Here is a 712-nt window from a genome sequence, read left to right as displayed (position 1 = left end):
AAAAAGAGGCTATAAAATGGCTCAAAATTTCACGAAACTCAACCCTCAGTTTGAAAACATCATTTTTGAACATGACGACAACCAAATGATTTTAAACTTTGGCCCCCAACACCCCAGCAGTCATGGGCAATTGCGCTTGATTTTGGAATTAGAGGGCGAAAAAATCATTAAGGCTACCCCTGAAATTGGCTACTTGCATAGAGGCTGTGAAAAGTTAGGCGAAAACATGACCTATAACGAATACATGCCCACCACCGACAGATTGGATTACACTTCTTCTACCAGCAATAATTACGCTTACGCTTATGCGGTAGAAACCTTGCTCAATTTAGAAATCCCACGCCGAGCGCAAGTGATCCGCACGATTTTACTAGAGCTTAACCGCATGATCTCACACATCTTTTTTATCAGCGTGCATGCTTTAGATGTGGGAGCGATGAGCGTGTTTTTGTATGCGTTTAAAACGAGGGAATACGGCTTGGATTTGATGGAGGATTATTGCGGGGCTAGGCTCACGCATAACGCTATAAGGATTGGGGGCGTGCCTTTGGATTTACCCCCTAATTGGTTAGAAGGCTTAAAAAAGTTTTTAGGCGAAATGAGGGAATGCAAAAAACTCATTCAAGGCTTATTGGATAAGAATCGCATTTGGCGGATGCGCTTGGAAAATGTGGGCGTTGTAACGCCCAAAATGGCGCAAAGCTGGGGCATG

The 712-nt window shown here is 43.7% G+C and carries 1 protein-coding gene; it reads left to right on the top strand.

The features are described 5' to 3' along the window. Positions 1–16: 16 nt before the first annotated feature. The coding region (locus IEY78_RS35325) for an NADH-quinone oxidoreductase subunit D-related protein (protein WP_506417111.1) at positions 17–712 on the top strand (696 nt) is incomplete at its 3' end.

Source organism: Streptomyces kronopolitis (genome assembly GCF_014646275.1).
In the GTDB taxonomy this organism is placed as follows: Bacteria; Actinomycetota; Actinomycetes; order Streptomycetales; family Streptomycetaceae; genus Streptomyces; species Streptomyces kronopolitis.
Note: the sequence above shows the minus strand (reverse complement) of the source record. Positions and strands in the feature narration are given on the sequence as shown.